Genomic DNA, 21,449 nt, shown 5'->3' on the forward strand with positions numbered 1-21,449 from the left:
GGCCCCGCCCCCGTGCGCCGGCCGGCCCACCACCACCCCCCGCACTCCCCCACGCAGCACACGCGCCACACGCAGCACCCGCGAGCCACCCCCCACACCCGCCCAGCACCGAAACCCCGCCCCCGAGGAGCGCCCCATGGACCTGGTCATCCGCGACGTCCGCGTCATCGACGGCACCGGGGGTGCCTCCTACCGGGCCGACGTCGCCGTCGACGCCGGTCGCGTCGCCGCGATCCACCGCGCGGAGGACGGCGGGCCCCGGCCCAGCGGGCGGGCCACCCTTGAGGCGCACGGCCTGGCCCTGGCCCCCGGCTTCATCGACATGCACGCCCACAGCGACCTGGCCCTGCTGCGCGACCCCGGGCACGAGGCCAAGGTCGCGCAGGGCGTCACCCTGGAGGTCATCGGGCAGGACGGCCTCTCCTACGCGCCCGTGGACGACCGCACGCTGGCCCAGGTGCGCACCCAGATCGCCGGCTGGAACGGCGGCGGGCCCGGCACCGACGACGTGGACTTCTCCTGGCGGAGCGTCGGCGAGTACCTGGACCGGCTCGACGCCGGCTTCGACGGGCAGGGCATCGCGGTCAACGCGGCCTACCTGATCCCACAGGGCACCGTGCGGATGCTCGCGGTCGGCTGGGACGACCGGCCGGCCACCCCCGCCGAACTGACCCGCATGCGCGAGCTGGTCGCCACCGGACTGACGGAGGGCGCCGTCGGCATGTCCTCCGGGCTCACCTACACGCCGGGCATGTACGCGTCGGACGCCGAGCTGACCGAGCTGTGCCGGGTGGTCGCCGCGTACGACGGCTACTACTGCCCGCACCACCGCTCGTACGGGGCGGGCGCGCTCCAGGCGTACGAGGAGATGGTCGCCCTCACCCGGGAGGCGGGCTGCGCGCTGCACCTGGCGCACGCCACCATGAACTTCGGCGTCAACGAGGGCCGCGCCCCCGAGCTGCTGGCCCTGCTGGACGGGGCGCTGGCCGGCGGCGCCGACATCAGCCTGGACACCTACCCGTACACCCCCGGCGCGACCACGCTGGTCGCGATGTTGCCGAGCTGGGCCAGCGAGGGCGGGCCCGCGGCGATCACGGAGCGGCTGCGGGACCCGGCGGCCACCGCGCGCATCCGGCACGTGATGGAGGTCGAGGGCGCCGACGGCTGCCACGGGGTGCCGATCGACTGGGACACCATCGAGATCTCCGGCGTCACCCACCCGGAGCTGGCCAGCTACGTCGGCAAGACCGTCGCGGCCAGCGCCGCCGAGCGCGGCGAGGAGCCGTTCACCACGGCCCACCGGCTGCTGCTCGCCGACGACCTGGGCACCACGATCCTCCAGCACGTCGGCCACGAGGAGAACGTCCGGACGATCATGCGGCACCCGGTGCACACCGGCGGCAGCGACGGCATCCTCCAGGGCGACAAGCCACACCCGAGGGCGTACGGAACGTTCCCGCACTACCTCGGGAGGTACGCGCGCGACCTCGGCGTGCTCCCGTTGGAGGAGTGCGTGGCGCATCTCACCTCGCGCCCCGCGGCCCGGCTCCGGCTGCCGGATCGGGGCTTGGTACGGACCGGATACCGCGCCGACCTGGTGCTCTTCGATCCGGAGACGGTGGCCGCGGGGTCGACATTCGAAGCCCCGCGCACCCTTCCGACCGGCATTCCGCATGTGCTCATCGACGGTCGCTTCGTCATCCAAGACGGACGCCGCACCGACGTCCTCGCGGGCCGCTCCGTGCGCCGCACCCCCACCGCCTGACCCGCCCTCGCCGCCGCCCGTTCCCACGCCCACGCGTGGCGAGAAACACCGAGCGGGTGCCGAAATGCGCCCGTATGGTGGCCCGCATGCAGGTGATCCAGTCAACCAAGCTCGCAAACGTCTGCTACGAGATTCGTGGCCCGGTCCTTGAGGAGGCCATGCGGCTTGAGGCGGCAGGGCACCAGATCCTCAAGCTCAACACGGGGAACCCGGCGCTCTTCGGCTTCGAGTGCCCGCCGGAGATCCTGGAGGACATGCTGCGCTCCCTCCACAGCTCGCACGGGTACGGCGACGCCAAGGGCCTGCCGGCCGCCCGGCGCGCGATCGTGCAGCACTACGAGACCCGGGGCGTCGAGCTGGAGATCGAGGACGTCTACCTCGGCAACGGCGTCTCCGAACTCATCCAGATGGCCATGCAGGCGCTCCTCGACGACGGGGACGAGGTGCTGGTCCCGGCGCCCGACTACCCGCTGTGGACGGCGGCCGTCTCGCTGTCGGGCGGCACCGCCGTGCACTACCGGTGTGACGAGCAGGCGGACTGGATGCCCGACCTGGCCGACATCGAGCGCAGGATCACCGACCGCACCAAGGCGCTGGTCGTGATCAACCCGAACAACCCCACCGGCGCCGTCTACGACGACGAGATGCTGCGCGGCCTGACCGACATCGCCCGCCGGCACCAGTTGCTGATCTGCTCCGACGAGATCTACAGCCAGATCGTCTACGACGAGGCGACCCACACGCCGACCGCCGCCATCGCCCCCGACCTGCTCACCCTCACCTTCAACGGGCTCTCCAAGAACTACCGGGTCGCCGGCTACCGCAGCGGCTGGATGACCGTCTCGGGCCCCAAGTCCCACGCCACCAGCTACATCGAGGGCCTGACCATCCTGGCCAACATGCGGCTGTGCGCCAACATGCCCGCCCAGCACGCGGTGGCCGCCGCACTCGGCGGCCGGCAGACGGTGAACGACCTGGTCCGCCCGGGCGGCCGACTGCTCGAACAGCGCGACGTGGCGTACGAGATGCTCACCCGGATTCCCGGCGTGAGCTGCGTCAAGCCCAAGGGCGCGCTGTACGCCTTCCCCCGGCTCGACCCCAAGGTCTACAAGATCAAGGACGACCGGCAGATGGTGCTCGACCTGCTGCGGGCCGAGCAGATCATGATCGTGCACGGCACGGGCTTCAACTGGCCCGAGCCCGACCACTTCCGCCTGGTCACGTTGCCGTGCGCCAAGGACCTGGCGGACGCGGTGGCCCGCATCGGCGACTTCCTCACCGGGTACGCCCAGCCCTGACCCACCGCCGCCCGGAGCCGGACGCGCGCCCGCGCGCGCCGCGCCCGGCCCGCGCGGCCCTCCTCCGACGCCGCACTCCCGGTAACCGCGTCCGCACCGCCAACCCGCTTGCCTCACAGAACAGTTGGCGTACTGCGATACCCCATTCACCCCCCATTCACCGGACGCCGCCCGGAATGTGGGTTTCCGGAGCGATGCTGCACCCCTGACACACGCACCGCCACCACGGTGGTGCCACGGGGGGAGTGAGGCGTGTGAAACGCATCCTCGGCATCGTGTTGGCGTTCGCCCTCATCGGCGGCGTCATCACGGCGGTCGTCCTGGGCCGGGACGACTCCGAGGCGAGCGGCACGACGACGGTACGCGGCGTCATCGGGTCGGAGAAGGCCAAGTTCTTCAACGACCCCAAGGTGCTGGACGCCCTCGCCGACCAGGGTTACGCCGTGGAGACCGAGTCCTCCGGCTCCTGGGACATGCAGGGTCTGGACCTCAAGGGGGCGGACTTCGCCTTCCCCGGCAGCTCCGCCCCCGCCGACGCGCTAGGCCGCGCGCACCACGTGAACGGCGCGCCGCTGCGCCCCTTCTACTCGCCGCTGGTCGTCCTCGCCCGCCGCCCCGCAGCCAAGACACTCGCCGCGAACGGTTACGTGAAGCTCACCGGCCCCGCCGGCCGCGAGGGCAGCGGCACGCTGCGGATGGACCCGTTCCTGAAGGCCGCCGGCAAGGACACCACCTGGCAGGAGCTCAAGGGCAGTGGCGAGTACGCCGAGTTGAGGGGCACCCTGAGCATCACCAGCACCGACCCGCTGGCCTCCAACTCCGGCGCCCTCTACCTCGCCACCGCCGCCTACGTGGCCAACGGCAACCGGCTGGTCAGCGACGCGAAGGCAGTCGCGGCCGTCACCCCGCTGACCCGCAAGCTCACCGCCGTTCAGGGCCGTCAGAAAATCAACAGCGAGGACCTGTTCGACGACTTCTACACCGGCGTCGGCACCCCGCTGGTGCTCGCCTACGAGTCACAGATCGCCGCCCTCCTCATCCGCGGCGACACCGTGGACGACCTCGTGGTGCTCTACCCGGACACCACCGTCTTCAGCGACCACTCGCTGGTGCCGCTGACCGACAGGGGCCGCGAGATCGGCGAACTCCTGCAGCGCGACCCGACGTTGCGGGCGCTCGCCGTGCGGCACGGGTTCCGACCGGTGGGCGACGCCTCCGAGTTCGCCGCGGCCACCGCCAAGCACGGCACCTACCTGCGCCAGAAGCTGACCGGAACGGTCCAGCAGGCCCCGGTCCCCACGGCCGAGGTGATGCGTGAGATCGCCCGCCGTTCCCGTGCCCAGAAGTGAGGGACGCCCCACCATGCAGCCACTGTCACCGCCCGACCCGCGTCTGGAATCGCCGCTGGTGCTCACCCCACCCGAGCCGGTGGCGGCCGTGCCGAAGGAGTCCGCGATCGGCCTGGTGCCGCTCGGCGACCAGGTCGCCTCCGAGATGGCGGCCAGGGCGGCCGAGTACGTCGACTCGATCGCCGAACTGGACGCCCGCTCACCCGAGTTCGCCGGCCGCGTCAGCGAGATCACCGAACTCGGCGCGGGCGAGATACGCGGCGCCGCCCAGCAGTCCAACCGGATGCTGGAGCGCACCGTGCGCGCCCTGTCCGATGCCAGGGGCGGCCCCGACGGGCAGGGCGGCGACGCGCAGGGCCGGGTCTCCTCCAGCCTGGTCGAACTGCGCCGCACCGTCGAGGACCTGGACCCGCGCGACCGGCCGGGTCGCGGGGCGCGCAAGCTCCTCGCCAAGCTGCCCGGCGGCAACAAGCTGCGCGACCACGTCGCCAAGTACGCCTCCGCGCAGTCCACCCTCAACAAGATCGTCGGCAGCCTGCGGTCGGGCCAGGACGAACTGCGCCGCGACAACGCCTCGCTGCACACCGAGCGGGTCAGGCTCTGGGAGACGATGGGCAAGCTCCAGGAGTACACGGTGCTCACCGACGCGCTGGACCAGGCCGTCACCCAGCGGGTCGCCGAGGCGGAGGCCACCGACCCGGCCCGGGCCGAGGCGCTGCGGGCCGACGTGCTCTTCCCCGTCCGCCAGAAGCACCAGGACCTGCTCACCCAACTGGCCGTGTGCGCGCAGGGCTACCTGGCGATGGACGTCGTACGGCGCAACAACGACGAGCTGATCAAGGGCGTGGAGCGGGCCGCGACCACCACCGTCTCCGCGCTGCGGATCGCCGTCATGCTCTCGGCCGCGCTGGAGAACCAGCGCAAGGTGGTCGAGCAGGTCAACGCCTTGCGCGGGACGACCGAGGAGCTGATCCGGGCCAACGCGGAGATGCTCGCCACGCAGAGCGGCGAGATCCAGCGGATCGCGGCCGACCCGGCGGTGGGCGCCGAGACGCTGCGCGCCGCGTTCCATCAGATCTACCAGACGCTGGACACGATCGACACGTACAAGGCCCGCGCCACCGACGCGATGGCCGCCACCGTCGCCTCGCTGACCGACGAGCTCCAGACGGCCAGCGCGCACATCGAACGCGCCCGAAGCAAGCCCGAGCTGGGTGGAGACCACCGATGAGACGCACCACCCGACGCCTGGCCGCCCGCCGCCTGGCCGGCCGCCTGTTGGCCGCCCGCCCCTTCGGGACCGCCGCCCGCGACCGGACCGCCCTGCCGGCCACCGAGCCCGCGGCGGCCACCCCGCGCACCGGCCCCCGCCGCGGCCGGTTCGCCCGGCCGCTGTCCACCACCACCGCCGTCGTGCTCGCGCTGGCCCTGGCCGCCGGCTGCTCCAGCTCGGACGGCGGGAGCGACGACCACGGCGACGACAACGGCAAGCGGCGCGCGCCCGGCACCCTGCGGGTGCTGGCCAGCAGCGAACTGTCCGACCTGTCGTCCGTGCTCAAGGACGCCGAACGGGCCACCGGCGTGAAGATCGAACCGACCTGGACCGGCACCCTGGACGGCGCGCAGACGGTCGCGTCGGGTCGGGCCGACGGCACGTACGACGCGGTGTGGCTGGCCTCCAACGACTACCTGCGGCTGCTCACCGGCGAGCAGAAGAAGATCAGGACCGAGACCCCGATCGTCTCCTCGCCGGTGGCCCTCGGCGTGCGCGAGGCCGCCGTCAAGCGGCTGGGCTGGAAGCCGGGCCGGGTCACCTGGTCCGACGTGCACAAGGCCGTCACCGACGGCAAGCTCACCTACGGCATGACCGACCCGGTCCGCTCCAACTCCGGCTACTCCGCGCTGATCGCCCTCACCTCGGCGCTCTCCGAGGCGCAGTCCGCCCTCACCGACGCCGACGTCAAGGCGGCCTCGCCCAAGCTGCGCGAGTTCTTCGCCGGCCAGAAGCTGACCTCCGGCTCGTCGGGCTGGCTGGCCGAGGCGTTCGCCCGCAGGGCCAGCCAGCGGCCACCGGTGGACGCGCTGATCAACTACGAGTCGGTGCTGCTCTCGCTCCAGCGCGGCAAGCTGCTCGGCCACGACGGCGCGCGGGGCGCGGACTCCGACGCCACCACGACCGAGCCCGTGGCCGGCATCGGCGACCTGACCGTGATCCGCCCCACCGACGGCGTGGTCACCGCGGACTACCCGCTGAGCCTGCTCACGTCGGCCGACCAGGACGCCCGGGACTCCTACGCCGCCCTCACCCGGCACCTGCGCTCCCCGGACGCCCAACGGGCGCTGACCCGGGAGACGTTCCGCCGCCCGGTCAACTCGTCCGTGCCGCCCACCGACGGCATCTCCCGCGAGCCGCGCCGCGAGCTGCCCTTCCCCGGCAGCCGCGACGTCGCGGACCGGCTGCTCGACTCGTACGAGAACGAACTGCGCCGCCCCTCGCGGACCGTGTACGTCCTTGACACCTCGGGCTCCATGGACGAGGAACGGCTCGGCCGGCTCAAGGCGGCGCTGCGGAAGCTGACCGGCTCCGACGACTCGGCCACCGGCAAGCGGTTCCGGGACCGCGAGGAGGTGACGTTGATGCCCTTCTCCGACCAGGTCAAGGAGGTCAACACGCACACCGTCCCGGAGCGGGAACCGGCCCGGGCGCTCGACCTGATCCGCGCGGACGTGGACGGGCTCGTCGCCGGCGGCGACACGGCGATCTACAGCAGCCTCCAGGAGGCGTACCGGCACCTGGGCGAGCGCGCGTCGAAGGCCGGCGACGACCGGTTCACCTCGATCGTGCTGATGACGGACGGGGAGAACACGACGGGGGCCAAGGCCGGCGACTTCGACGCCTTCTACCGGGGGCTCTCCGGCGACCAGCGCTCCGTCCCCGTCTTCCCGATCCTCTTCGGCGACTCGGACCGCACCGAGCTGGAGCACATCGCGGACCTGACCGGAGGCCAGCTCTTCGACGCGGTGGAGGGCTCGTTGGACGGCGCGTTCGAGGAGATCCGTGGCTACCAGTGACCGCGCCGACCGGCGCCCGTCCGCCCTGCGCTACCTGGAGTCCCGCAAGAACCTGACGGGCTGCGCGCTGGGCCTGGCGGGGCTCGGCCTCTACGCGGTGGGCGCGGCCGGCGCGTACTGGCCGGTGGTCGTCGCCGGCCTGTACGGGGCCGGGGCCCTGCTCGCCCCGCCCGAGCGGCCCGCGTCACCGGACTTCCCCGCGCCGGGCGAGCAGGTGGAGGCGCTACGCGCGGACCTGGGGACGCTGGAGGAGTACCTGTCCGGCGTGCGCTCCCGGGACCGGCTGCCCGACGAGGCGGAGCGGCTCCTGGACGACCTGACCGCGTTGCTGTCCGCGTTGCTCGACCCGGAGCGGGGCGCGGGCGAGGCGCTGGCGGCCGACGGCGAGACGCTGCACCGGCTGACCCGCGTCATCCGCCAGGACACCCCGGAGAGCGTGGACGCCTACCTGCGCACCCGCTGGTGGTCCCGGCTCACCCCGGCCGGCCAGGGCCCGGACGAGGAACTCCGGCGCCAGCTCGGGCTGTTGGTGGAGGAGGCGTCGAAGGTGGCGGCCGAACTCCGGGACGCGGAGGCGTGGCGCCAGCGGGCCCTGACCCGGTACTACGAGGACCGGGCGGCCCCGAACGAGCCGGGCGCGGCGGGGCTGGCCGGGCTGGCCGGAGCGGCTGGGCCGCCTGAGGCAGCCGGGCTGGCTGGGCTGGCCGGGTCGGCGTCCCCGGAGACGCGGAAGGCCCCCGACGGCGCGGGGGCGGGGCCGGCGCCGGAGGAGCGGACGCCGTAGCGAGGTCGCCGGTGGCTAGGTCACCGGTAGCGAGGTCGCCGGTGGCGGGCTCTTCGCGGCGGGGCCGGGTGGCCGGCACGGCTCGCCGGCCCGGTGGGGCTTCGTCCGGGGACGCCCTCTCGCGAGAGGGCGTCCCCTCACCTCAGCCGAGCCGTTCGACCAGCGCCCGGTACTCGTCCCAGATCTCCTTCGGGGTGTGATCCCCGAAGGTGTTCAGGTGCTCGGGCACCAGGGCCGCCTCCTCACGCCAGACCTCCGGGTCCACGGTGAGCAGGAACTCCAGGTCCGCGTCGGAGAGGTCGAGCCCGTCCGTGTCCAGCGCCTCCTTCGTCGGCAGCACGCCGATCGGCGTCCGCACGCCGTCGGCCTTGCCGTCAAGGCGCTCCACGATCCACTTGAGCACGCGGCTGTTCTCGCCGAAGCCGGGCCAGACGAACTTGCCCTCCTCGTTCTTGCGGAACCAGTTCACGTAGTAGATCTTCGGCAGCTTGTCCTGGTCGGCGCTCTGCCCGACCCTGACCCAGTGGCCCATGTAGTCGCCCATGTTGTAGCCGCAGAAGGGCAGCATGGCGAACGGGTCCCGGCGCAGCTCGCCGACCTTGCCCTCGGCCGCCGCGGTCTTCTCGGAGGCGACGTTGGCGCCGAGGAAGACGCCGTGCTGCCAGGAGAGGGACTCGGTGACCAGCGGCACCGCGCTGGCGCGCCGGCCGCCGAAGAGGATGGCCGAGATCGGCACGCCCTTCGGGTCCTCCCACTCCGGCGCGATGATCGGGCACTGCCCGGCCGGCACGGTGAACCGGGCGTTGGGGTGCGCGGCCGGCGTCCCGGACTCCGGGGTCCAGTCGTTGCCCTTCCAGTCGGTCAGGTGCGCGGGCGGCTCCTCGGTCATGCCCTCCCACCACACGTCGCCGTCGTCGGTGAGCGCGACGTTGGTGAAGACCGCGTTGCCCCACAGGGTCTTCATCGCGTTGGCGTTGGTGTGCTCGCCGGTGCCGGGGGCCACGCCGAAGAACCCGGCCTCCGGGTTGATCGCGTACAGCCGGCCGTCCTCGCCGAAGCGCATCCAGGCGATGTCGTCGCCGATGGTCTCCACCGTCCACCCGGGGATGGTGGGCTCCAGCATCGCGAGGTTGGTCTTGCCGCAGGCGGAGGGGAACGCCGCGGCCACGTACTTGGCCTCGCCCTGCGGCGGCGTCAGCTTGAGGATGAGCATGTGCTCGGCGAGCCAGCCCTCGTCGCGGGCCATCACGGAGGCGATGCGCAGCGCGTAGCACTTCTTGCCGAGCAGCGCGTTGCCGCCGTAGCCGGAGCCGTACGACCAGATCTCGCGCGACTCGGGGAAGTGCGAGATGTACTTGGTCGAGTTGCACGGCCACGGCACGTCGGCCTGGCCCGGCTCCAGCGGGGCGCCGAGGGTGTGCACGGCCTTGACGAAGAAGCCGTCGTCACCCAGCTCGTCCAGGACCGGCTGGCCCATCCGCGTCATGGTGCGCATCGAGACGGCGACGTACGCGGAGTCGGTGATCTCCACGCCGATGGCGGAGAGCGGCGAGCCGAGCGGGCCCATGCAGAACGGCACCACGTACATGGTGCGCCCGCGCATCGAGCCCCGGAAGACGCCCTGTTCCCCGGTGAAGATCTCGCGCATCTCGTCGGGGTGCTTCCAGTGGTTGGTCGGCCCCGCGTCCTCTTCCTTCGCCGAGCAGATGAAGGTGCGGTCCTCGACCCGGGCCACGTCGCTGGGGTCGGAGGCCGCGTAGTACGAGTGCGGGCGCTTGATCGGGTCGAGCCGCTTGAACGTGCCCTTCGCCACGAGTTCCTCGGCCAGCCGCTCGTACTCGGCCTGCGAACCGTCGCACCAGACGATCGCGGCGGGTTCGGTCAGGGCGGCGATCTCGTGCACCCAGGAGATCAGCTCCTGGTGGTTCGTGGGGGTGTTGTTCTGAGCCACGGGGCTGAGAGCCCCGGAGGATTCAGCGCTGCGCGCCACGATCGCTCCGTTCCGCCGGAGCCCGACTGCTCCGGCGTCAGATTGAGGGTTTTGGGCGGACACAGATGCACACATCCGCTACGGATGCACACATCCGTATATCCAGTGATGGAGACAGCTACCCCTTGGGGGCTGCGACCCGGATGCTCAGCTCATCCGGTGCCGACCGCGCTCATTTGATCATCCGACCCGTTGGGCGTTCTGTCCAGGGGGCGCCCCCGTGAGGATCACCACTCGACACCGAGCCGTAACTTACGGTGGCGTAGGTAGCATGGCGAGCATGACTGCCGCTCCACCCGAGGCCCTGGACACCGCCGGCGAACGGGAGACGACGGTGCCCCCGCCCCTCAAACCACGGCTGCGCGGCTGGCTGCACGCCGGCATGTTCCCCGCGGTCCTGATCTCCGGCATCGTGCTGACCGCCCTGGCCGACAGCGGCCGGGGCCGGCTGGCCTGCGCGGTCTACACGCTCACGGCCTGCCTCCTGTTCGGCGTGAGCGCGCTGTACCACCGCGGCACCTGGGGCCCGCGCGCCGAGGGCGTGCTGCGCCGCCTCGACCACGCCAACATCTTCCTGATCATCGCCGGCACCTACACGCCACTGACCCTGCTGCTCATCGACGGCGGCCGACAGCAGGCGCTGCTGTGGGGCGTGTGGGTGGCGGCGCTGGCCGGCATCGCGTTCCGGGTCTTCTGGGTCGGCGCCCCGCGCTGGCTCTACACCCCCTGCTACATCGCCATGGGCTGGGCCGCCGTCTTCTTCCTGCCCGACTTCCTGCGCACCGGCGGCATCGCGGTCCTGGTCTGCGTCATCGTCGGCGGCCTCCTCTACAGCGCCGGCGGCGTGATCTACGGCATCAAGCGACCCAACCCCTCGCCCCGCTGGTTCGGCTTCCACGAGGTCTTCCACTCGCTGACGCTGGCCGCCTTCGTCGTGCACTACGTCGGCATCTCGCTCGTCGCCTACCAGCACGACTGACCACCACCCCACACACCCACACCACGGCCGCGCCCCACCTGTCCCCGGCGTCCTGTCTCTGACCCACGGTGCACAGTAGGCCGCCGGCCCTCTGCCCCTCCCCGCTGCTTCGCGCCTGGCCCCTTCGTCAGGCCGAACGAGTTGTCGACGGGGGGCGGGGGAGGTTCATGCGCCAGGAGTGGTCACCCGGGGACGTGGTCGCGTGCTGGACGCCGGTAGGCCCTGACTGGGAGCTGGTCGCGAACAAGTCAGGCCCCACCCGGCTCGGGTTCCGCGCGCAGAACGTCGCGCGCCTGGGCAAGGTGCGCCCGGCGCCTGCTCGACCTGGTGGCGGAGGGCAACGAGGACGGCCCCGCGCCGCTGGCCTCGCTGAAGCGGGACCCGGGCGCGGTGGGTCCGGACTCGCTGCTGACGGAGCTTGAGAAGGTGCGGGGCGAGGAGGGCGTCCTCTTCCGTCTCGCAGAGCCCCCAAGGACGAGGTCGTACGACAGTGGGGCGTGCTCGACCTGCTGGACGGGCTGAAGCACGCTGACTTCCGCACCGGCTTCACCGACGAGTTCTCCTCGGACGCCGCGTACGAGCGCATCGGGCGCGGAGTCCTCCAGCGGCGCCTGTTGCGCTGTTCGCGCTGGACAGCGGTACGTGAGGGGCCGCTCACCACTGGGCGATGAGCGGCGTCTCCAGTTCGCGCTGCCTCCAGTCTTCGGTGAGGCGGACGAGGCGAGCGGGGGCGGCGATGCCGCGCACGGTTGCGACCTTGCCGCCTGTGATGTCGAACGTCACCGAGCCGACGACATGGTCGCCGACCACTGCGACGATGGCGGGGGTGCCATTGAGAAGCGCGTAGTGGATGGCCAGAGTCCCACCGGCGAATCGCCGCTTCGCGGACGTGGGCTTGAAGCCGGCCCGCGCGACGGCGGCGATGCGCTGCGGAGTGTCGAACCGCAGCAGCTTCTTCGTCAGGCCAGCGCCGTCGGAGATCGCGGTCGCGTCGTCGGTGAGCAGCGCCACCAGCCGTTCGGTGCGGCCCGAGGAGGCGGCGGCAAGGAATTCCTCGACGATCCTGCGGGCGGATGCCGGATCGGCTTCCTCTGCGCCGCCGCGGCGCGCACCGGTGATGCGGCGTCGGGCCCGGTGGAGGTGCTGCTGGCTCGCGGACTCGGTGATGTCGAGGATCTCGGCGATCTCGGCGTGGCTGTCGGAGAACGCTTCGCGCAGGACGTAGACGGCTCGCTCGACGGGTGACAGGCGTTCCATGAGCGTCAGCACGGCGAGGGAGACTGATTCGCGCTGCTCGGCGGTGTCGGCCGGGCCGAGCATCGGGTCGCCGTCGAGGAGCGGGTCGGGCAGCCAGGCGCCAGCGGTGCGTTCGCGGCGGGCTTGCGCCGAGCGAAGCCGGTCGAGGCACAGGTTGGTGACGACCTTGGTCAGCCATGCCTCCGGCACCTTGATCAGCTGACGGTCGGCGGCCTGCCAGAGCAGGAACGCATCCTGCACGGCGTCCTCGGCGTCGGTGGCGGAGCCCAGCAGCCGGTAGGCCAGTGAGGCCAGCCGGTTCCGGCTGGCCTCGAACCGGCTGGTGTCGAAGCGATCAGTTGCGGTGCTGTCCACGTGGGTCACCCTAGGCGGCTACGCGGCCGCTCTTCTCAGCGGACGCATCCGGCACGGCGGCCAGGCGGCGCTTGCGCTTGGGCAGGCCGAAGGTCGGGTGCGAGGTGCCCCACAGCGCCCCCTTTTCGATGGCTGCCTTGATCCGCGCGGCCTTCCGCCCGCCGATGTACTTCGGCTTTGCCTGCCCTTCGCCGTCGACCGACTGCCAGATCCCGTCCCGCCGCCCGAGGCTGATGGCGTTGTACAGGTAGACCAGCTTGACGTTCGCGATCTTGCGGCCGGTCAGGCGTCCCACGATCGCCTCGATGGCCTGTCGGCCGGTGTAGCCGGCCGAGCCGCAGGACATCGGCAGCGGATGGCCGTTGTCGCCGAGGGCATGGGCACTGTCGCCGATGGCGTAGACGTTCGGGTGCGAGACCGACCGCATGGTGCGGTCGACGACGATCCGGCCGTTCTCGGTGACCTCCAGCCCGCTGGCGGCGGCTATGAGGTTGACCGCGAACCCGGCCGTCCACACGGTTGCGTCGGATGCCAGGGCGGTACCGTCGGCGCACAGCACCCGTGTCGCTTCGACGGCTTCGACGCTGGTGTGCTCCAGGACGGTGATGCCCAGCCGGTCGCAGGCCTGGCGCAGGTGACTGCGGGCTCCGGCGGAGAGCCGGCTGCCCAGCTCGCCGCGGGCGATCAGCGCCACCGACAGGCTGGGCCGGGCTTCGGCGATCTCGGTGGCGGTCTCGATGCCGGTCAACCCGTCGCCGACGACCACCACACTCCCGCCTCCGCCCAAGCCGTCCAAGCGCTCGCGCAGACGCAGCGCCGAGGGCCTGGCGGCGACGTCGAAGGCGTGCTCGGCCACTCCGGAGACGGCGTGGTCGTCGCCGTGGCTGCCGAGCGCGTACACAAGTGTGTCGTAGCCGAGGTCGCCGCCGCCGTCGGCGTCGGCCACGGCAACGACCCGGCGCTCGGGGTCGACAGCGGTCACCAGGGCCACGCGCAGCCGGATCCCCGTGCCCGCGAAGACATCAGCGAGCTGCGGAGCCTCGATGTCCCGGCCGGCCGCCAGCTGGTTCAGCCGCAGCCGCTGTACGAAGTCCGGCACGGCGTTGACCACGGTGATCTCGGTGTCCGCCGAGGACAGCCGACGGGCCAGGTTCCCGGCCACGTAGGCCCCGGCATAGCCGGCGCCGAGCACGACGATACGGTGCTTCATGTGATGCTCCTGTCGGTTCGCTTGCTCCCGGTGACTTGAGCGGGACAGCCCCCCGATTGCTGACAGCCACCGCGTGTGACATGAGCCACGGGACCGGGAGGAGCGATGCCTCGCCGGGGTTTCGGACCCGAAATCGTTAGTCCGGAGAACTCGCTGCACCGTGCAGTTGTCCGACGATGGCACGTCAGCAAGCGCACCAGTGACGGGTGGGCGCGCAGATCCCGACCGTGCCCTCCCTGGACCGCCCGGGCCGGCCTGGGACCCTCCGGAGACGGGCGGCCCAGGGCTTCGTTGCCACGTCAACCAAGTGGGATCGCACCTGGGGAATTCCACGCATCCGCATCACTGCCCCAACATCAACGGGCAGCCCGCGTACGACACCGGCTGGCTCCAAGGTCGCCTTGACCGTCGCCACCTCGCCCACACCCGCGAGAACTGCGACCCCGCCAACCTCAAGGCCCTGTACCAGGGCTGCCACCTGCACTACGACGGCGACCAGCACGCCCGCACCCGGGACCAGGCCCGCCGCACCGCGCTCGAAACCGACGGTCAGCTGACGTTCGATCCGTAGGCGAACGCAGCAAGATCAAATGCCAGCGGCACTTCTCGCACCGCGACTACTCACGCCCGTCGGCCCTCGCGATCATCGAGGATGACGACTTCGACGACAGCCAGCACGTGCCCATCGAGCTGCCGGCCGGGCCGTGGGACTGCATCAACCGGGCCTGCGAGCAGTACGAAGCGCCAGACGGCAGCGACCCACCCGACGTGCCCTACTGCTCCCACGTCACTGTGCTGGCCCCCTGCTCCACACGCTCCGGCGCCAGCGCCACCCACGCCATCAAGAACGAGATCGCCTGGGACGACCGTGAGGAGCGACGCCGCCGCCAGACCAGCGCATGAGCGTCCCGCTTCTTTGCACCGTGGGTCAGAGAGAGGAGACCGCGCCCCACCCCCGGGGCGCGGCCGTCGCGCTGTCCGCACGCCGTCGCCGCGACGGCACCGTACGCCCCTCAGGCCACGAAGCAACATCCGACGCAGATTGACAGTGAGCCGATTTTGAGAGCTACTGTCACTTGACGCTAACTACTGGAGGTTGCCGTGACGGACCAACCCGACCCCCGTCGCTGGTGGGCCCTGGGCGCGCTGGTCACCTGCATGCTCGTGCTCGGCTTCGACATGACCATCCTCAACGTGGCGCTGCCGACCATGGCGTCCCAACTCGGCGCCGACACCGGTGAGCAGCAGTGGATCGCCGACTCGTACCTCGTCGTGTTCGCCGCGACGATGCTCCCGGCCGGGCTGCTCGGCGACCGGTTCGGCCGCCGCTCGATGCTCATCACGGGCCTCGGGATCTTCCTCGTCGGCTCCCTGGTCGGCACCGTCGTCTCCACCCCGGGCTGGGTGATCGTCGCCCGTACGGTGATGGGGCTCGGCGCGGCGCTGATCATGCCGCTCGCGCTCTCGGTGGTGCCCTCGCTGTTCGGCCCCGGCGAGCGCACCAAGGCCATCGGCGCCATCTCCGCCGCCTCCGCGCTCGGCATGCCGCTCGGCCCGATCATCGGCGGCTGGCTGCTCGACCACTTCTGGTGGGACTCGGTCTTCTTCGTCAACGTGCCGCTGGCCGCGATCGGCATCCTCTGCTGCGCCCTGCTGATCCCCGAGACCCGCGACCCGGCCGCGCCCACCGTGGACATCGGCAGCACCCTGCTGGCCACCCTCGGCCTCGGCCTGCTCGTGTTCGGCGTCATCGAGGGCCCCGACCACGGCTGGGGCGCGCCGCTGACCCTGCTGGCGCTGTTCACCGCCGTCGCGCTGATCACCGGGCTGGTGCTGCGGGAGCGTCGGCGGGCGCGCCCGATGCTCGACATCGGGCTCCTCGGCCAGCGGGGCTTCCTGTGGAACTCGGTCGCCGCGACGCTGGTGACCCTGGTCCTCTCGGGGCTGCTGTTCATCCTGCCCCCGTACCTCCAGGCGGTCCTCGGCCACGACGCGTTCGGCACCGGGGTGCGCCTGCTGCCGATGATGGGCGGCCTCCTCGTCGCGGCCCGCGCCAGCGCCCCCCTCATCGAACGGTTCGGCCCGCGCGTGGTCGTCCCGGCCGGCCTGACCGCGCTGGCGGGCGCGGCCTTCCTCGGGGCCACCACCGACGCCGGCGACGGGTACGGGCACACCGCGCTGTGGTTGACCGTCGTCGGCTTCGGGTTCGGCTTCGCGATCGTGCCCGCCATGGACGCCGCGCTCGGCGCCCTCCCGCGCGAGCGCGCGGGCAGCGGCTCCGGGCTGCTCATGACGCTGCGGCAGTTCGGCGGCGCGATCGGCGTGGCGCTGCTCGGCAGCCTGCTCGCCAGCGGGTACGGCGACCGACTGCGCACCGACGGCCTGTCGCCTGACGCCGCCGACACCGCCGACGACTCGATCGTCGCCGCCCACGTGGTCGCCGACGCGCTCGGCGACCCGCGGCTCGCGGAGTCCGCCAACTCCGCCTACGTGCACGGCATGGCCCTGGTCCTGCTGGTCTGCGGCGCCACGGCCCTGCTCGCCGCCGCGCTCACCGCCTGCTTCCTCCCCGACTCGCGCCCGGCCCGCCCGACCGCCGACAGGGCCCAGGGCCCGGGTGGCCCGGGCGGCCCGGCTGGTGTGGGCGGCCCGGGCGATCCCGCTGGCCCGAGCGGTGCGGCTGGTCCGGGCGGCCCGGGCGATCCCGCTGGCCCGAGCGGTGCGGCTGGTCCGGGCGGCCCGGGCGATCCCGCTGGCCCGAGCGGTGCGCAGCCCCATGGCCACTCCGCGACCCCGCCGTCGCACGTGGCCGGGGCGCCCGGCGATGGCCGACAATAGGGACCATGGCCTCAGCACGTACGACGTCCGCCGCGGAGCCCGGGATGGTGCCCACGCTCGGCACCGGGCGCGAGCGCAAGCTCGGGCTCCGCGAGCGGAAGAAGATCCAGACCCGCCAGGCGATCCGGCACGCGGCCTACCGGCTCTTCGCCGAGCAGGGGTACGACGCGACGCCCGTCGACCAGATCGCCGAGGCTGCCGAGGTCTCCCCCAGCACCGTCTTCCGCTACTTCCCCACCAAGGAAGACATCGTCCTCACCGACGAGTACGACCCCGTCATCGAGGAGGCTCTGCGCGCCCGGCCCGTGGACGAGCACCCGGTGGAGTCGATCCGCCAGGTCCTCATCGCCTCGCTGCGCGACCTCGTCCTCCACCAGGACGACAGCATCGCGCTCCGCACCAAGCTGCTCCGCGACGTGCCCGCGATCCGTGGCCGCATGGCCGAGACGCAGGCGGAGTCCAGCCGCATCATCCGCTCCGTCCTCGCGGAGCGCACCGGCAAGCCCGCCGACGACCTGGAACTGCGCGTCATCACCTCCGCGCTACTCGCCGCGCTCCACGAGACCGTCATGTACTGGGTGGACACCGGTCAGGCCGGTGACCTGGAGGAACTCCTCGACACCACGTTGGACGTCCTCGCCCGCGGCCTCACCCTCCCGCCCCGCCCGCCCGCCGACGACACCCCGGCCGGCCCCCGCCCGTAGGGTCGGGCTAGGCCCGGGTCCGTGCCCCGGGGCGGCGGGGCCGCCGTACGCGGTCGCCCGCGCCGCCACCACCCGGCTACGCGCTCACAGCTCCACCACCACCGTGCCGATGTGCCGCCCCTCGATCAGCTCCACCAGCGCGGCCGGGGCCCGTTCGAGCCCGGCGTACCGGACGTGCGGGAAGGTGAGCTTGCCGTCGGCCATGGCCCGGCCTATCTCCCGGGTCCACGCGGGCACCGAGTCCAGGTGGTCGAGGAGCGTGATGCCGCGCAACTCGATGCTACGGGCCAGCAGTTGCAGGGTGTCGATCTCGACCAGCGCCTGCTTGCCCTCGCCGTCCAACTGCCCGGAGAGCGCCCCGACGATGGCGAACCTGGCCCTGCGGTTGGCCACCGCGAGCGCCGCCCGCAACTGCTCGCCGCCGACGGTGTCGAAGACCACGTCGATCCCGTCGGGGGCCGCCTCCCGTAACTGCTCCTCGATCGACCCCGCGCCCCGGATCACGACGGCGTCGTACCCCAGCTCGTTCACGAGGTAGTCCGCCTTGCGCCGCGAACCGGTGCTGCCGATGACCCGCCCCGCCCCGTGCAGCCGCAGCATCTGCCCGGCCATGCAGCCGACGCCACCGGCCGCCCCGCTCACGAACGCCGTCTCGCCGGGCCGTACTTCGGCCGCCTCCACCACGGCGGCCCAGGCGGTCAGCGCCTGCGACAGGTGGGCCGCGGGGTCCGGCAGCGCGGCCAGGTCGAGTGGCGTGGCCGCGTCGGCGTCCACCACCGCGTACTCGCGCCAGGAGTCGTGGTGGTGCACCAGCGTGCCCGGCTCCACCCCGCCCCCGGCCGCCGCGTCGGGCGCGGCGATGACCTCGCCGATCGCCGGCCCCCACAGCGGCCGGTTGACCTCGTAGGCCGGCATGGGCAGGTTCGCGTCGGACATCAACGTCCGCATGACGGCGACGACGGTCATGTAGCGGTTGCGTACGAGCAGTTGGCCCGGGCCGGGGCTCGGCACCGGCGCCTCGACGACGGTGAAGTGCTCCTCGGTCAGCGCGCCTGTCGGGCGCTCGGCGAGGTGGATCTCGCGGTGCGTGGCGGGAAGATCTCCGTACGGACCCGCTGCGGTGTCAGTGGCCATGGTGCTCCTCGGCATAGCGGCGACGCGCCGAGCACCCGGGCGTCCGGGCCATCCGCGCGCGCCCGCGAACGACGCGCGAGCGAGCCACGTCGCTCGCGCGGAGAACAAGTGCCCCCATCCTTAGGGCACTTGACGTCCACCTGCCAGCTCACCGACACCCCGTCGGTTCGGTTGACGCGGCCCGCCCGCCCGCGCTAGCCGTCCACCACCGGGCCGCGTTAGCCCTCCACCGCCGGGCCGCGCAGTGCCGCCGCGAGCAGGTCAGGGTCGGTCGTCGGCGCGTCGCAGGTGAAGTTCCGGCACACGTACGCCGCCGGCCGGCCGTCCACGAGCGGTCGGTGCGCCAGCAGCGGCACCTCGTCCCCGTCCGGCTCGCCGACCGCCACCACCGCGCCGGGCGCCGTCCCCAGGAGCGCGGCGCGGTGCAGTCGCCGCGTCGCCGGGTCGTCGGGGTCGCCGACGACGGCCACCTCGCGCGGCCCGTCCAGGAGCGCTTCCCCGGCCGCCAGCCCCCAGCCGACGAAGCGGGGCGCGCGGCCGGCCAGGGCTGTCACCACGCCCAGGGCGCGTTCGGCGGCCTCCCGGTGCCGGCCGCTACCGGTGGCGGCGGCGTACCCGACGAGCGCGCCGGCCGCCGCCGTCCAACCGGAGGGCACGGCGTTGTCGGTCGGGTCCTGCGGGCGCCTGATCAGCGTCTCGGCGTCGTCGGCCGTGTCGAAGAGCGTCCCGTCCTCGGCGGTGAAGTGCCGCAACACGGTGTCGAGGAGCAGGCCCGCGAACTCCACCCACACGCCCTCGCCGGTCACCCCCGACAGCGTGAGGAAGCCCTCCGCGACGTCCGCGTAGTCCTCAAGCACGCCCGCGCTGTCGCCGGGGGTCCCGTCGCGCGAGGTGCGCGTCAGCCGCCCGTGGTAGTCCATGTGGACGCGGACCAGCAGGTCGGCCGCTTCGACTGCCGCCGCCGTCAGGTCGGGCCGCTCGAAGTACGCCCCGGTCTCGGCGAGCGCCGCGATGGCCAGCCCGTTCCACGCGGCGATCACCTTGTCGTCCCGCTCGGGCCGCGGTCGCTCCTCGCGGGCGGCGAGCAGCCGCCGGCGTACGGAGTCCACGGCCTCCGCGTCCGCCAGCGGCTGGCCGTCCGGCAGCCGCAGCACGGACGCGCCCTCCTCGAACGTCCCCTCCTCGGTCACCCCGAAGTGCCCGGCGGCCAACTCCGCGTCGGCCTCCCCCAGCACCCGGCGCAACTGGCTCGGGGTCCACACGTAGAAGGCCCCCTCCGCGTGCGGCCCGCTCGCCTCGGACGCCGCACCGCCTTCCGCGGCACCTTCCGCTCCGCCTGCGGCGGGGTCGTCCTCGAACACCGGGCTGTCGGCGTCGAGCGCCGACGCGAAACCGCCCTGCTCGGTACGGAGTTCCCGGACCAGGAAGTCCGCGGTCTCCAGGGCGACGCGACGGGCCAGGTCCGAACCGGTGGCCCGCCACAGATGGGCGTACACGCGGCACAGCAGCGCGTTGTCGTACAGCATCTTCTCGAAGTGCGGAACAACCCATTCCGCGTCCACGGAATACCGCGCGAACCCGCCGCCGAGTTGGTCGTAGATCCCCCCGCGCGCCATCGCCTCACAGGTGGCCTGCACCATTTGCAGCGCGGCCTCGGAGCCCGTACGCGCGTGGTGCCTGAGCAGGAACTCCAACACCATGGACGGCGGAAACTTGGGCGCGCCGCCGAAGCCGCCGCGCACCGCGTCGAACTCCCGGGTCAGCCCAATGAGCGCGGCGTGCAGTTCGGCGTTCCCGGGCGGCCGGGGCGCGTCATACGACAGTGACCGCCCGGCCAACTCCCGCACGATCCGCCCGGCGACCTCACCGACCTCCCCCCGCCGATCCACCCACGCGCTGACCACCCCTTCGAGCACCTGCCGAAACCCGGGCATGCCGTGCCGCGGCTCGGGCGGAAAATAGGTGCCGAAGTAGAACGGCTCGGCCTCCGGCGTGAGAAACACCGTCATCGGCCACCCACCATGCCCGGTGGCGGCCTGCACCGCCTCCATGTACACGGCGTCGATATCGGGCCGCTCCTCCCGGTCCACCTTGACCGAGACGAAGTGCTCGTTGAGATAGGCGGCGACCGATTCGTCGGCGAAGGACTCGTGCGCCATGACGTGACACCAGTGACACGCGGAGTACCCGACCGACAGCAACACGGGCACGTCCCGCCGCCGCGCCTCCTCGAACGCCTCCGGCTGCCAGGGCCACCAGTGGACGGGGTTGTCAGCGTGCTGAAGGAGATAAGGCGAGGTCACACCAGCCAGCCGGTTCATGCGATCCAGCCTCTCACAGGGCCCGCCGCAGACGAGGAGACCCGCTTGGCCGGTGTGCGCTGATCCGCCGATGCCCGGCGTGAGGTGGCAGGTGGGAGGTGAGGTTGGGCGTTCGGCAGTCGGCCCCAGCCCGAGGCGTTGCCCCGGGACGGAACCCCGTGCACGCCCCGGCGGTTCGTCATGAGGCCATCCTGCCCCGGATCTGACCGCGTCGAGAGTTATCCACAGCCCACACCCAGCAGTTATCCACAGCCCTGCCGCATTCGGGAAAGGCACGGAACACTGGGCACATCCGCCGCGCCCGCCGTGGCGGGTGGCGCGCGATGTCGTACGGGGAAGATCGCCAGGAACCGGCCGTGAGACACGGCACGTCACCGGTTACGGCACGAGGGAG

General features: G+C 72.4%; 18 protein-coding genes. 13 read left to right on the plus strand and 5 right to left on the minus strand.

The features are described 5' to 3' along the window. The first annotated feature begins 136 nt into the window (after nt 1-136). The 6 genes from AC3CHW_RS11645 (at nt 137) to AC3CHW_RS11670 (ending at nt 8,268) form a co-directional block, all read left to right on the plus strand. On the plus strand, nt 137-1,765 hold the full coding sequence (locus AC3CHW_RS11645) for an N-acyl-D-amino-acid deacylase family protein (protein ID WP_488470389.1): 1,629 nt from the start codon (nt 137-139) through the stop codon (nt 1,763-1,765). An 86-nt stretch (nt 1,766-1,851) separates the two neighbouring features. After that, nucleotides 1,852-3,063 carry a pyridoxal phosphate-dependent aminotransferase gene (locus tag AC3CHW_RS11650; protein ID WP_459247424.1) on the plus strand — a complete coding sequence of 404 codons (1,212 nt, stop codon included), beginning with the start codon at nt 1,852-1,854 and terminating at the stop codon, nt 3,061-3,063. A gap of 254 nt (nt 3,064-3,317) precedes the next feature. Further along, a complete protein-coding gene (locus AC3CHW_RS11655) occupies nt 3,318-4,412 on the plus strand; it encodes a hypothetical protein (RefSeq protein WP_488470390.1) in 1,095 nt (364 codons plus the stop codon). Nucleotides 4,413-4,425: 13 nt separating this feature from the next. Continuing rightward, complete coding sequence (locus AC3CHW_RS11660) at nt 4,426-5,643, plus strand: toxic anion resistance protein (RefSeq protein WP_488470391.1); 1,218 nt, start codon at nt 4,426-4,428, stop codon at nt 5,641-5,643. After that, nucleotides 5,640-7,484 carry a vWA domain-containing protein gene (locus tag AC3CHW_RS11665; RefSeq protein WP_488470392.1) on the plus strand — a complete coding sequence of 615 codons (1,845 nt, stop codon included), beginning with the start codon at nt 5,640-5,642 and terminating at the stop codon, nt 7,482-7,484. The genes AC3CHW_RS11660 and AC3CHW_RS11665 overlap by 4 nt, the downstream gene beginning before the upstream one ends. After that, complete coding sequence (locus AC3CHW_RS11670) at nt 7,471-8,268, plus strand: hypothetical protein (protein ID WP_488470393.1); 798 nt, start codon at nt 7,471-7,473, stop codon at nt 8,266-8,268. The genes AC3CHW_RS11665 and AC3CHW_RS11670 overlap by 14 nt, the downstream gene beginning before the upstream one ends. A gap of 142 nt (nt 8,269-8,410) precedes the next feature. Here AC3CHW_RS11670 and AC3CHW_RS11675 read toward each other — a convergent pair whose 3' ends face one another. Beyond that, a complete protein-coding gene (locus AC3CHW_RS11675; RefSeq protein ID WP_488470394.1) occupies nt 8,411-10,219 on the minus strand; it encodes a phosphoenolpyruvate carboxykinase (GTP) in 1,809 nt (602 codons plus the stop codon). A 319-nt stretch (nt 10,220-10,538) separates the two neighbouring features. Between AC3CHW_RS11675 and trhA the strand changes: the two genes are divergently transcribed. The 3 genes from trhA to AC3CHW_RS11690 all read left to right on the plus strand — a co-directional run bounded on the left by trhA (nt 10,539) and on the right by AC3CHW_RS11690 (nt 11,908). Further along, nucleotides 10,539-11,237, plus strand: coding sequence for a PAQR family membrane homeostasis protein TrhA (gene trhA / locus AC3CHW_RS11680; protein ID WP_488470395.1), 699 nt, complete (start codon nt 10,539-10,541; stop codon nt 11,235-11,237). Nucleotides 11,238-11,564: 327 nt separating this feature from the next. After that, a complete protein-coding gene (locus tag AC3CHW_RS11685) occupies nt 11,565-11,759 on the plus strand; it encodes a hypothetical protein (protein ID WP_488470396.1) in 195 nt (64 codons plus the stop codon). Continuing rightward, nucleotides 11,735-11,908 carry a hypothetical protein gene (locus tag AC3CHW_RS11690; protein WP_488470397.1) on the plus strand — a complete coding sequence of 58 codons (174 nt, stop codon included), beginning with the start codon at nt 11,735-11,737 and terminating at the stop codon, nt 11,906-11,908. The genes AC3CHW_RS11685 and AC3CHW_RS11690 overlap by 25 nt, the downstream gene beginning before the upstream one ends. Here the strand turns inward: AC3CHW_RS11690 and AC3CHW_RS11695 are convergent. Together AC3CHW_RS11695 and AC3CHW_RS11700 are read right to left on the minus strand one after the other, a co-directional pair. Next, the gene (locus AC3CHW_RS11695; protein ID WP_488470398.1) at nt 11,892-12,848 is read right to left on the minus strand and encodes a sigma-70 family RNA polymerase sigma factor; all 957 of its coding nucleotides are present in this window, start codon (nt 12,846-12,848) and stop codon (nt 11,892-11,894) included. The genes AC3CHW_RS11690 and AC3CHW_RS11695 overlap by 17 nt on opposite strands. Nucleotides 12,849-12,858: 10 nt before the next feature. Further along, nucleotides 12,859-14,058, minus strand: coding sequence for an NAD(P)/FAD-dependent oxidoreductase (locus AC3CHW_RS11700; RefSeq protein WP_488470399.1), 1,200 nt, complete (start codon nt 14,056-14,058; stop codon nt 12,859-12,861). Nucleotides 14,059-14,365: 307 nt separating this feature from the next. Here AC3CHW_RS11700 and AC3CHW_RS11705 point away from each other — a divergent pair, with 307 nt between their 5' ends. The 4 genes from AC3CHW_RS11705 (at nt 14,366) to AC3CHW_RS11720 (ending at nt 17,600) form a co-directional block, all read left to right on the plus strand. Next, nucleotides 14,366-14,629: a hypothetical protein gene (locus AC3CHW_RS11705; protein ID WP_488470400.1), complete on the plus strand. Its 264-nt coding sequence runs from the start codon at nt 14,366-14,368 to the stop codon at nt 14,627-14,629. Between the two features lie 107 nt (nt 14,630-14,736). After that, nucleotides 14,737-14,961, plus strand: a complete 225-nt coding sequence (locus AC3CHW_RS11710; RefSeq protein WP_488470401.1) for a hypothetical protein — start codon at nt 14,737-14,739, stop codon at nt 14,959-14,961. Nucleotides 14,962-15,159: 198 nt separating this feature from the next. Further along, on the plus strand, nt 15,160-16,896 hold the full coding sequence (locus tag AC3CHW_RS11715) for an MFS transporter (protein WP_488470402.1): 1,737 nt from the start codon (nt 15,160-15,162) through the stop codon (nt 16,894-16,896). Nucleotides 16,897-16,901: 5 nt separating this feature from the next. Next, nucleotides 16,902-17,600 carry a TetR/AcrR family transcriptional regulator gene (locus tag AC3CHW_RS11720; RefSeq protein ID WP_398611958.1) on the plus strand — a complete coding sequence of 233 codons (699 nt, stop codon included), beginning with the start codon at nt 16,902-16,904 and terminating at the stop codon, nt 17,598-17,600. A gap of 84 nt (nt 17,601-17,684) precedes the next feature. Here AC3CHW_RS11720 and AC3CHW_RS11725 read toward each other — a convergent pair whose 3' ends face one another. Further along, entirely contained in the window at nt 17,685-18,734 is a 1,050-nt protein-coding gene (locus tag AC3CHW_RS11725) for an MDR family NADP-dependent oxidoreductase (protein WP_488470403.1), read from the minus strand. Nucleotides 18,735-18,952: 218 nt separating this feature from the next. Next, the gene (locus AC3CHW_RS11730) at nt 18,953-21,055 is read right to left on the minus strand and encodes a thioredoxin domain-containing protein (RefSeq protein WP_488470404.1); all 2,103 of its coding nucleotides are present in this window, start codon (nt 21,053-21,055) and stop codon (nt 18,953-18,955) included. Nucleotides 21,056-21,449 lie beyond the last annotated feature (394 nt).

This window comes from Streptomyces sp. MGP-BFMKR1 (genome assembly GCF_057766585.1).

What these genes read in the sequence shown, in the direction of transcription:
- AC3CHW_RS11645 (WP_488470389.1), top strand. Translation starts at nt 137, where the DNA reads ATGGACCTGGTCATCCGCGACGTCCGCGTCATCGACGGCACCGGGGGT.
- AC3CHW_RS11650 (WP_459247424.1), top strand. Translation starts at nt 1,852, where the DNA reads ATGCAGGTGATCCAGTCAACCAAGCTCGCAAACGTCTGCTACGAGATT.
- AC3CHW_RS11660 (WP_488470391.1), top strand. Translation starts at nt 4,426, where the DNA reads ATGCAGCCACTGTCACCGCCCGACCCGCGTCTGGAATCGCCGCTGGTG.
- AC3CHW_RS11665 (WP_488470392.1), top strand. Translation starts at nt 5,640, where the DNA reads ATGAGACGCACCACCCGACGCCTGGCCGCCCGCCGCCTGGCCGGCCGC.
- trhA (WP_488470395.1), top strand. Translation starts at nt 10,539, where the DNA reads ATGACTGCCGCTCCACCCGAGGCCCTGGACACCGCCGGCGAACGGGAG.
- AC3CHW_RS11700 (WP_488470399.1), bottom strand. Translation starts at nt 14,058, where the DNA reads ATGAAGCACCGTATCGTCGTGCTCGGCGCCGGCTATGCCGGGGCCTAC.
- AC3CHW_RS11720 (WP_398611958.1), top strand. Translation starts at nt 16,902, where the DNA reads ATGGCCTCAGCACGTACGACGTCCGCCGCGGAGCCCGGGATGGTGCCC.
- AC3CHW_RS11725 (WP_488470403.1), bottom strand. Translation starts at nt 18,734, where the DNA reads ATGGCCACTGACACCGCAGCGGGTCCGTACGGAGATCTTCCCGCCACG.
- AC3CHW_RS11730 (WP_488470404.1), bottom strand. Translation starts at nt 21,055, where the DNA reads ATGAACCGGCTGGCTGGTGTGACCTCGCCTTATCTCCTTCAGCACGCT.